Annotated in this window: 5 protein-coding genes and 1 pseudogene; 3 read left to right on the forward strand and 3 right to left on the reverse strand. The window is 64.3% G+C overall.

Features of this window, described 5'->3' with window-relative positions:
- Positions 1 to 99: 99 nt before the first annotated feature.
- Positions 100 to 1,074: pseudogene (locus PG892_RS20060) on the forward strand (ABC transporter substrate-binding protein).
- Between the two features lie 57 nt (positions 1,075 to 1,131).
- Here the strand turns inward: PG892_RS20060 and ligA are convergent.
- From ligA to PG892_RS20075, 3 genes are all read right to left on the reverse strand, one after another.
- Positions 1,132 to 3,138, reverse strand: coding sequence for an NAD-dependent DNA ligase LigA (ligA, locus tag PG892_RS20065; protein WP_128314047.1), 2,007 nt, complete (start codon positions 3,136 to 3,138; stop codon positions 1,132 to 1,134).
- Between the two features lie 99 nt (positions 3,139 to 3,237).
- Positions 3,238 to 4,368 (reverse strand): cell division protein ZipA, encoded by a 1,131-nt coding sequence (zipA, locus tag PG892_RS20070; RefSeq protein WP_039039273.1) that lies wholly within the window; start codon positions 4,366 to 4,368, stop codon positions 3,238 to 3,240.
- 15 nt (positions 4,369 to 4,383) lie between these two features.
- Entirely contained in the window at positions 4,384 to 7,758 is a 3,375-nt protein-coding gene (locus PG892_RS20075; protein ID WP_270825764.1) for an AAA family ATPase, read from the reverse strand.
- Between the two features lie 110 nt (positions 7,759 to 7,868).
- Here PG892_RS20075 and cysZ point away from each other — a divergent pair, with 110 nt between their 5' ends.
- Both cysZ and PG892_RS20085 read left to right on the forward strand, forming a co-directional pair.
- A complete protein-coding gene (gene cysZ, locus PG892_RS20080) occupies positions 7,869 to 8,633 on the forward strand; it encodes a sulfate transporter CysZ (protein WP_052814897.1) in 765 nt (254 codons plus the stop codon).
- A 134-nt stretch (positions 8,634 to 8,767) separates the two neighbouring features.
- Positions 8,768 to 9,011: trimeric intracellular cation channel family protein (locus tag PG892_RS20085; RefSeq protein ID WP_270825765.1), on the forward strand; the 244-nt coding region annotated here is incomplete at its 3' end.

Here is a 9,011-nt window from a genome sequence, read left to right on the forward strand (position 1 = left end):
CAGCGGGGCTGACGCCCCGGCGAAATTCCCCTCCCACCTACGTCGGAGGGAGTCCCCTTTCGCATTAAGATGATGGGTGTAGTGTTCTGCCCATGGAAGATGAACGTGACCAAGGTGTTGCCCCTGTTGGCCCTTTTCCCGCTCCAGCTGCTGGCCGCCGAGATCCTGGTGATCAGCAGCTACCACCAGACCAATCTGTGGGATCAGAGCTACAGCGCCGGCCTGCAGCAATACCTCAAGGGGGAGCACCACATCAGCCACCTCTATCTGGATACCAAGCGTCAACCCCATCAGGATCCAGAGCGGCTCGTCAGCCAGGGAATGGCGGCCTATCAGGCGCGCAAGCCGGCGCTGGTAGTGCTCGGCGATGACAACGCCATCAGCGCCCTCGCCCGTCCCATCGCCGCCCTGGGCACCCCTGTGGTGTTTCTCGGCATGAACGAGAACCCGCGCCCCAAGGGGCTGGTCGGCCACCCCCTGATAACCGGCGTGCTGGAGCGCCCCCTGCTCAAGCGCAACATCAGCGAGATGAGCTAGCTGATGGGCGGCATCAGCAAGGCGCTGGTGCTGTTTGACGAGAGCGAGGTGTCGCACACCGCCGTCGAGGACGAGTTCAAGGCCCGCAGCGAGCTGCGGGTCGGCCAGACCCGGGTGAGCAGCCGGCAATTCACCGACTACCGGCGCTGGCAGGAGGCGGTGCTCACCAGCCAGCAGAACGGCTATCAGGCTCTCTTCCTCGGCCTCTATCACACCCTCATCGACGCGCAGGGCCAGCATGTGAGCGAGCAACAGGTGCTGGCATGGACCAGCGCCAACAGCACGGTGCCACTGTTCTGTTTCTGGGCCTTTGCGGTGGGCAGGGGAGCCGCCATCGGCGGTCTGGTGCTCGATGGCCACAGCCAGGGAGAGAGAGCCGCCGAACTGGCCAATGCCATCCTCTCGGGCACGGCGCCCGGCGCCCTCTCCCCCCGCGCCGCATCCCGCGGGGAATACCTGTTCAGCAAGAGCGAACTGGCACGCTGGCACCTGACGGCTCCCGATGCCTGGCAGGACAAGGTGAGCTACATCGAGTGAGCCCACCAACGACAAACCCGGCCAGTGGGCCGGGTTTGTCTGCTCAAACGTGCATTCTCAGGGCTGAATGGCCGCCTGCAACTCGGCTTCGGTCCAGATGGTGATCCCCAGCTCCTGGGCCTTGGCAAGCTTGGAGCCAGCGGCTTCACCTGCCACCAGCACGTCGGTCTTGGCGGACACCGAGCCTGCCACCTTGGCCCCCAGCGCCTGCAGCGCCGCCTTGGCGTCGTTGCGCGACAAGGTGGTGAGGGTGCCGGTCAGCACGAAGGTCTTGCCGGCGAAAGGCTGATCGGCCGCCTCCTTCTTCTCGATGGGCGGCCAGTGGATGCCGGCGGCCAGCAGGGCATCCAGCACCTCGATGTTGTGGGGCTGGCGCAGGAAGTAGTAGACGTGCTTGGCCACTATGTCCCCCACGTCGGCCACCTCGAGCAACTGCTCCACGGTCGCCGCGCGCAGGGCCTCCAGGGTGAGGAAGTGGTTTGCCAGATTCAGCGCCGTCGCCTCCCCCACCTCGCGAATGCCCAGGGCAAACAGGAAGCGCGGCAGGGTGGTGCTGCGGGCCGCATCGATGGCCGCCACCAGATTGAGGGCGGATTTTTGCCCCATCCGCTCGAGGCCGGCCAACTGGATGGCGTTGAGGCTGAACAGATCCGCCGGGGTCTTCACCAGCCCCTTGTCCACCAGCTGCTCCACTATCTTGTCACCCAGACCGTCCACGTCCATGGCGCGGCGGGCGGCGAAATGCTTGATCGCCTCCTTGCGCTGGGCCTCGCAGAACAGGCCACCGGAGCAGCGGGTCACCGCCTCCCCCTCCAGCCGCTCCACCGCCGAGCCGCACACCGGGCACTGGGTGGGGAAGAGGATCGCGCGAGCATCCGCGGGGCGCTGGGCCTCCACCACGGCCACTATCTGCGGGATCACGTCCCCCGCCCGGCGCACGATCACGGTGTCGCCGATCATCACGCCGAGCCGTTCAATCTCGTCGGCATTGTGCAGGGTGGCATTGGAGACGGTGACGCCGCCGACGAACACGGGTTTGAGCTTGGCCACCGGGGTCACGGCGCCGGTGCGGCCCACCTGGAACTCGACGTTCTCGAGCAGGGTCATCTCCTCCTGTGCCGGGAACTTGTGGGCGGTGGCCCAGCGCGGGGCCCGCGCCACGAAGCCGAGCTCCTGTTGCAGCGCGATGTCGTCGACCTTGTAGACCACGCCATCGATCTCGTAAGGGAGATCCCCACGGCGGGCCAGGATGTCGTCGTGGAACGCCTGGCAACCGGCGGCCCCCTCCTTGAGCTTCACTTCCGGGCTGAGCGGCAGACCCCAGGCCTTGAGCTGATTGAGGCGACCGAAGTGGGACTCCCCCAGCTCGTCGCCACCGACTCCCACGCCGTAGGCATAGAAGCTGAGGGGGCGGCTGGCGGTGATGCGTGAATCGAGCTGGCGTAGGCTGCCGGCAGCGGCGTTGCGCGGGTTGACGAACACCTTCTCCCCCGCCGCCAGCGCATCGCGGTTCATCGCCTCGAACCCCGCCTTGGGCATGAAGACCTCCCCACGCACCTCCAGCCGCGCAGGCCACCCCTGGCCGCGCAGGGTCAGGGGAATGGCCTTGATGGTGCGCACGTTCTCCGTGATCTCCTCCCCCGTGGTGCCGTCCCCGCGAGTGGCGGCCTGTACCAGCTGGCCAGCCACGTAGAGCAGGCTCACCGCCAGACCGTCGAGCTTGGGTTCGCAACAGAAGGTGAAATTCACCTCCCGCTTGAGGCGATCACTAATGCGTTGCTCGAACGCCTGCAACTCCTCGCTGCTGAAGACGTTGTCCAGACTCAGCATGGGGATCTCGTGGCGTACCTGCTTGAAGGCGGTCAGCGGCTGGCCTCCCACCCGCACGCTCGGCGAGGCCGGGGTTTTCAGCTCGGGATGCTCGGCCTCCAGCGCAATCAGCTCGCGCATCAGGCGATCGTATTCGGCGTCCGGCACCGTGGGGTTGTCCAGCACATAGTACTGATGGCCGTACTCGGTCAGCAGCTCACACAGTTGACGGTGGCGGGAGAGGATATCGCTCATGAAAAAGTCTCGAAGTGTGATGGAACATTCAGTCTGGGGCAGAAACAAAAATGCGGCACCGGGGTACCGCACTTTTCATTGTTCAAGCCCCATGGCGCATCAGTCGCGGCTGGCCTCGTAGGCCGCCAGCTCGTGACGGTAGCGGGCGATGTCGTCGTCGCTGAGGGGACTGCGCGAGGCGTCGGTCAGCATGGCATCGAGATCGCTCGCGAGCTGATCCGCGGCCTGCAACATGTGCTCGAAGGCGAAGGCGGCATTGCTGCGAAGGGGCAGTTGCATGAAGAGGGACACACCCGGGGTGCTGAACTGCTCCATGCGATAGGGGTTGAAGGTACCCGGCTTGACCATGTTGATCATGGAGAAGAGCACCTCCCCCTTGCCGCCCAGATCTTCGTGACGGTGGAAGATGTCCATCTCGCCAAACTTGAAGCCCAGCGCCAGCAGGGAAGAGAGCAGAGTCGCACCTTGCAGATCGTGGCCGGGACGGGCCATCAGGTTGATGACATAGACATCCTGCCAGATCTTCTCGACCGGGGCCGGAGCGGGTTCTGGCTCGGCTGCGTGAACCGGCTCTTCATAGGCTGGCTCGTCATCGTAAGCGGGTTCTTCATAAGCCGGCTGGGCGTAGCGGGGAGCCTGCTGGGCAACCGGTGCCGGCTCGCGTGCACCGAAGGTCGGCGCCTGGGCATAGGCCGGCTCCACCAGCGGCTCTTCGTCCAGCGGCTGCATCATGGGCTCGCGCTGCGGACGGGAACGGTGTACCGGCGTACGGCGGATCACCTGGGCAGGTTTGCGCACCGGCGCGGCAGGGGCCTCTTCAACAGGGGCGGCAACCGGCTCGTCATAGTCCTCTTCTTCCTCATACACAGGCTGAGGGGGGACAGGGCGAGCGGCAGGCTTGCGCACCACGGGAGGCGGCAGATCGGCGTCGTCATCTTCATCATCGAAGGCGGGAACGGGGGCGACACGGCGGGGTTCGGGCTGACGGGCCTCGTCGCTGCGCAGTTTGGGCTCGGCACGACGTCCACCGCTCACCACACGCACCTGACCGATGCCATCGCTGTCGAAGGCGTCGTTGTCACGCTCACGGGACTTGGACTCCATCCGACCCAGGGGTTTCTCCTTGATCGGTGCCTGACGATTCTTTCTGTTGCTCCACAACCCGTGAATGAGCAATGCCGCGATGGCAATACCGCCCAGGGCAACCAAGATGTAACGCAATTCCTGCATTAGCTGCTTCTCTTTCTAGTTTTGCTCAGCCAAAGCGACGGCTTCACCGATATCGACCGACACTATGCGCGAAACCCCGGGCTCTTGCATCGTGACGCCAACCAGCTGCTCGGCCATCTCCATGGAGACCTTATTATGACTGATGTAAACGAACTGTACTGTGCTCGACATCTCTTTGACAAGAGAACAGAAGCGACCGACGTTCACTTCATCGAGCGGTGCATCCACCTCATCCAGCAGACAAAATGGTGCTGGATTGAGTCTGAAGATGGCAAAAACCAGCGCAAGGGCGGTTAGCGCCTTCTCCCCCCCGGAAAGCAGGGCAATGGTAGCATTCTTCTTGCCCGGAGGTCTTGCCATGATGCTCACTCCGGCCTCCAAAAGATCATCCGAGGTCAGCTCAAGCCAGGCACTGCCCCCCCCGAACACTTTTGGGAACAGGGATTTTAAATCTTCATTGACCTTATCGAAAGTGTCGCGGAAGCGTATTTGTGTTTCTTTATCAATTCTTTTAATGGCTTGGCTCAAGGTGTCGAGGGCCTGCTCCAGATCCTGGCACTGATTTTCCAGGTAGCTTGAACGGGTTTTCGCCTCCTCATACTCCTCCAGTGCCGCCAGGTTGATGGCGCCAAGCGCCTCCACCTGCGCCTCCAGCGTCTGGATCTCCTGGCGCAGCTTGCCGCGATCAGCGGCAATCAGCACCGCCTGATCGAGGTCCACCAGGCGCACGCCCAGCTCTTCGAACTGCTCGTGCAGTCCCTGCCTGCGCGTCAGGTTGCGCTCGCGCTCGAGCCGCAGAGTCGCCAGCTTCTCCTGAATTTTCACCAGCTGCTTGTGATCGGCGCTTCTGGCCTGCTCCAGCTCGGTCAGCTGACGATCCAGCTCCGCGAGCCGCTGGTGACAGGCCAGTTGCTGCGCCTCAAGATTGCGCTGTTCGACCAGCAGGGGCGACAGATCCTGACTCGGAGCGGCCCCTGGCTCCTTGAGTTCCGCCAGCTCCAGGCCGAGACGGGCCAGCTCCTGCTCGCGCAGCGTGATGAGCTGGCGCTGGTTCTGCTGTTCCAGTTGCAACCGCTGGCAGGCCGCCTGCTGCTGCTCCCGGCGAAGGCGCACCTCTTCCAGCGCCCGCTCCGCCCCGCTCACCTGCTCCTGGGCGAGCAGCAGCGCCTCGGCGAGTACCTCCCCCTGCTCCTGCAGCTCGCCAAGGGCCGCTTCATCCTGCTCAAGCCGCTCCCCGGCCGACGCCAGCCGCTGCGCCTCCTCAGCCTGCTCCTTGTCGAGCCGGGCCAGCTCTTCCCCCAGCTGGCCCAGGCGCTGCAAGCGCTCCTGGCGCTGCCCCTCGCGCAGACTCCAGGCTTCGCGCAGTTGCTGCCACCGCAGCTCCTGCTCGCGCAGGGTGTGCTGAGCCAGCTCATGGGCACTGTGCAGCTGGGCCCGCGCTGCATCGGCGGCGGCAAGCTGCTCGTCGAGTCTGTGCAGCGCCTCCCGACCCGCGGCCAGCTCGGTGTGCAGCCGCTCACGCTCACCGAGCAGCGCCAGCGTACCCAGGGCCATGCCCTCCCCCAGATCCGCCCAGTTGGGGCCGAACCAGTCGCCGGTGGGAGTGAGCAGCGACTCACCGGCAGAGAGGCTGTGCAGGCGGGACAGCGCCTCCTCCCTGCTCTCTGCCAGCCAGATGGCATTGAGGAAAACCGGAATGTGCTCGCCCCCCAGTTGCGCCGCCAGGGTACCGGCCCTGGCTGGCTGGACCGGGCCAATCCAGAGTCCGGGTTGCGCCAGGTTGCACTCGTCCGCCGGGATTGCGGTGAGCCAGCGGCCGAGCACCTTGTCCAGCCCCCGGGCCCACTCGGGGGGAACCTGCAACCGATCCGCCAGGGTCGCGCCCGCCATCTGCTCCCCCAGGATCTGATCCAGGGTGGCGAGGCGCGCCTCCAGCTCGCGCAGCAGGCCCTGCTGGCGACCCTGCTCTGCCTTGAGCTCTTCATGGCGCGACACACCGGCCTGCCACGCTGCATCGGCTTCCTCATGGCGGGCGCGGGAGAGCGAGAGTTCCGCCGCCAGGGCATCGAGCGCCGGTTGCAGGTTCTCCCCCTCCCCGCCAAGGGGCCCGGCCTGTTCGTCTTCCAGCTTGAGGCGGGCAAGCCGGGTCTTGGCCTGCAGCTCCTGCAGGCCATTCACCTCGGCGCGGGTCTGGTTGAGCCGCCCCTGCAACTGGCCCAGCTGCTGCTGCCACAGCTGCTGACGCTGGCGCGCCTGCTCGAGCCGATCGCCCGCAGCCGCACGCACGCTCTGCTGGTCGGTAAGCAACTGCTCACACTGCTCGAGGCGCGCCGACGCCACCTCCCCCTGCAACGTGCTGTCGCCCAGTTGCTCTAGCTGGCCGGCCAGCTGGGCCTTGAGGCCGTCGATACGCTCGCCGAGGGACTGCCGCCTCGCCTGCCAGTCGCGGCCCAGCTCGCTCTGGTGCAGTTGCTGCTGCTCAAGGCGAGCGATAGCCTGCCCACCGAGAAAAATCTGTTGCTGGCGGCTCGCCTGCTCGGCCTGCGCCTCCTGGCGGGCCACCGACAGGGTGACGTGACGCCCCTCGTCGGCGGTGCGCTTGGCATCGAGGGCCGCCAGCGCCTGTTCAGTCTGGGCCAGTTCGGTCTTGGCTTCGCCAAGACGCGTCTCCAGCGCCCACAGTTCAGAGCCGATCAGTTCGCTGCGGGCCGCGCGACTGCGACTCTTGAGCTGCTTGTAGCGCTCGGCGGTCTCAGCCTGGGCCTTGAGGTGCTCGAGGCGTGAGCCCAGTTCGCCACGGATATCGCCAAGGCGTTCCAGGTTCTCCTGGGTATGGCGGATACGCTGCTCGGTCTCGCGGCGCCGCTCCTTGTAGCGGGAGACCCCGGCGGCCTCTTCCATGAACAGCTTGAGATCGGCGGGGCGGGACTCCACCAGCCGGCTGACGGTGCCCTGTTCGATGATGGCGTAACTGCGGGGCCCAAGGCCGGTGCCGAGGAAGAGGTCGGTCACGTCCTTGCGGCGGCACTTCTGGCCGTTGATCTGGTAGTGATTGGAGCCGTCGCGCAGCACTTCGCGGCGCACCGAGATCTCGGTAAAGCGGCCGAACTCGCCGGGTACCCGGTTGTGGGGATTGTCGAACACCAGCTCCACCGAGGCGCGGCCATGGGCGCTGCGGTTGATGGAGCCGTTGAAGATGACGTCGGTCATGTTCTCGCCGCGCAGATGGCGGGCGGAGCTCTCCCCCAGCACCCAGCGCACGGCGTCGATGACGTTGGATTTGCCGCAGCCGTTGGGGCCCACCACGGCAGTCATGTCGGCGTTGAGTTCGATGCGGGTCGGCTCGACAAACGACTTGAAACCGGCGAGTTTGATCAATTTCAGACGCATGGCGGCCTATGTGGGTAACGAAATAAAGAGGAGGCGGGCAGGCGACTTTACCAAATCAAAGGCTTGTTTGTAATATGCTGGCACTTTCCCCATTCACTGATGGATCTCACATGAGCCAATCACCCCACATGGTCAAAGATTCGGTCAGCGGTGCAGACTACTTCCTGCGCGGCTTCTCACTCATCCGCCAGCCCGGCATCCGCACCTTCGTGCTGATCCCCCTGCTGGTCAACTTCGTGCTCTTTGTCGGTGCCTTCTACGCCCTGTTGCTACAACTGGACGGCCTGTTCGCCTGGCTGCACCAGCAGATCCCGAGCTGGCTCTCCTGGCTTGATTACCTGCTCTGGCCCATCGCCCTCATCACCATACTGGTGGTCTTCTCCTTCATCTTCAGCTCGGTGGCCAACTGGATAGCTGCCCCTTTCAACGGCCTGCTGGCAGAGAAGGTGGAACAGATCCTCACCGGTGAAGCCATGAATGACACCGGCATGCTGGATGTGGTGAAAGATGTGCCCCGTACCTTCGGCCGCGAATGGACCAAGCTGAAATACTATCTGCCCAAGGCCATCGGCTGCCTGATCCTCTTCCTGATCCCGGTAGTGGGCCAGACCCTGGCACCCGTGCTCTGGTTCCTGCTCAGCGCCTGGATGATGGCGATCCAGTATGTCGATTATCCGTTCGACAACCACAAGATCGGCTTCATCACCATGCGCGACGCCCTCAAGCAACGTCGTGGAAAGTGCCTGAGCTTCGGCGCCCTGGTGACCCTCTTCTCCGCCATCCCGGTGGTGAATCTCTTCGTGATGCCGGTGGCCATCTGTGGCGCCACCGCCATGTGGGTAGACCAATACCGCAGCGAGCAACTTGGACGCTGAACCGCGTCATCATGATCAAAAGAGGGGGCGAAAGCCCCCTTTTCATTACTTAATCTAATGCATAGCCAAGATAGCTTGTCGCCCCAGCGCAGGGTTGTTAGGATGCGGGCCTTTCTCGCACCCTGGGATATCTCATGTTACATGCACTCTTCTTGCTCGGCCTGGTGGCCGAAGGGATGACTGGCGCGCTGGCAGCGGGTCGGCGACGGATGGATCTGTTTGGCGTCGTGATCATCGCCTCGGCGACGGCCATCGGTGGCGGTACCATTCGGGATGTGCTGCTGGGCCACTATCCCCTGCTCGTAAGTATTCACCGGAACAGTATTGACACAGGAAAAATGAGACGATCGTCTCTTGATCCCACTTTCCTGCTTGCTT

Source organism: Aeromonas sp. QDB68 (genome assembly GCF_027707405.1).
Taxonomy (GTDB): Bacteria; Pseudomonadota; Gammaproteobacteria; order Enterobacterales; family Aeromonadaceae; genus Aeromonas; species Aeromonas caviae.

Bases quoted from the DNA above. Each gene is read 5' to 3' on its own strand.
- ligA (WP_128314047.1), bottom strand. From the start codon at position 3,138: ATGAGCGATATCCTCTCCCGCCACCGTCAACTGTGTGAGCTGCTGACC.
- cysZ (WP_052814897.1), top strand. From the start codon at position 7,869: ATGAGCCAATCACCCCACATGGTCAAAGATTCGGTCAGCGGTGCAGAC.
- PG892_RS20075 (WP_270825764.1), bottom strand. From the start codon at position 7,758: ATGCGTCTGAAATTGATCAAACTCGCCGGTTTCAAGTCGTTTGTCGAG.
- zipA (WP_039039273.1), bottom strand. From the start codon at position 4,368: ATGCAGGAATTGCGTTACATCTTGGTTGCCCTGGGCGGTATTGCCATC.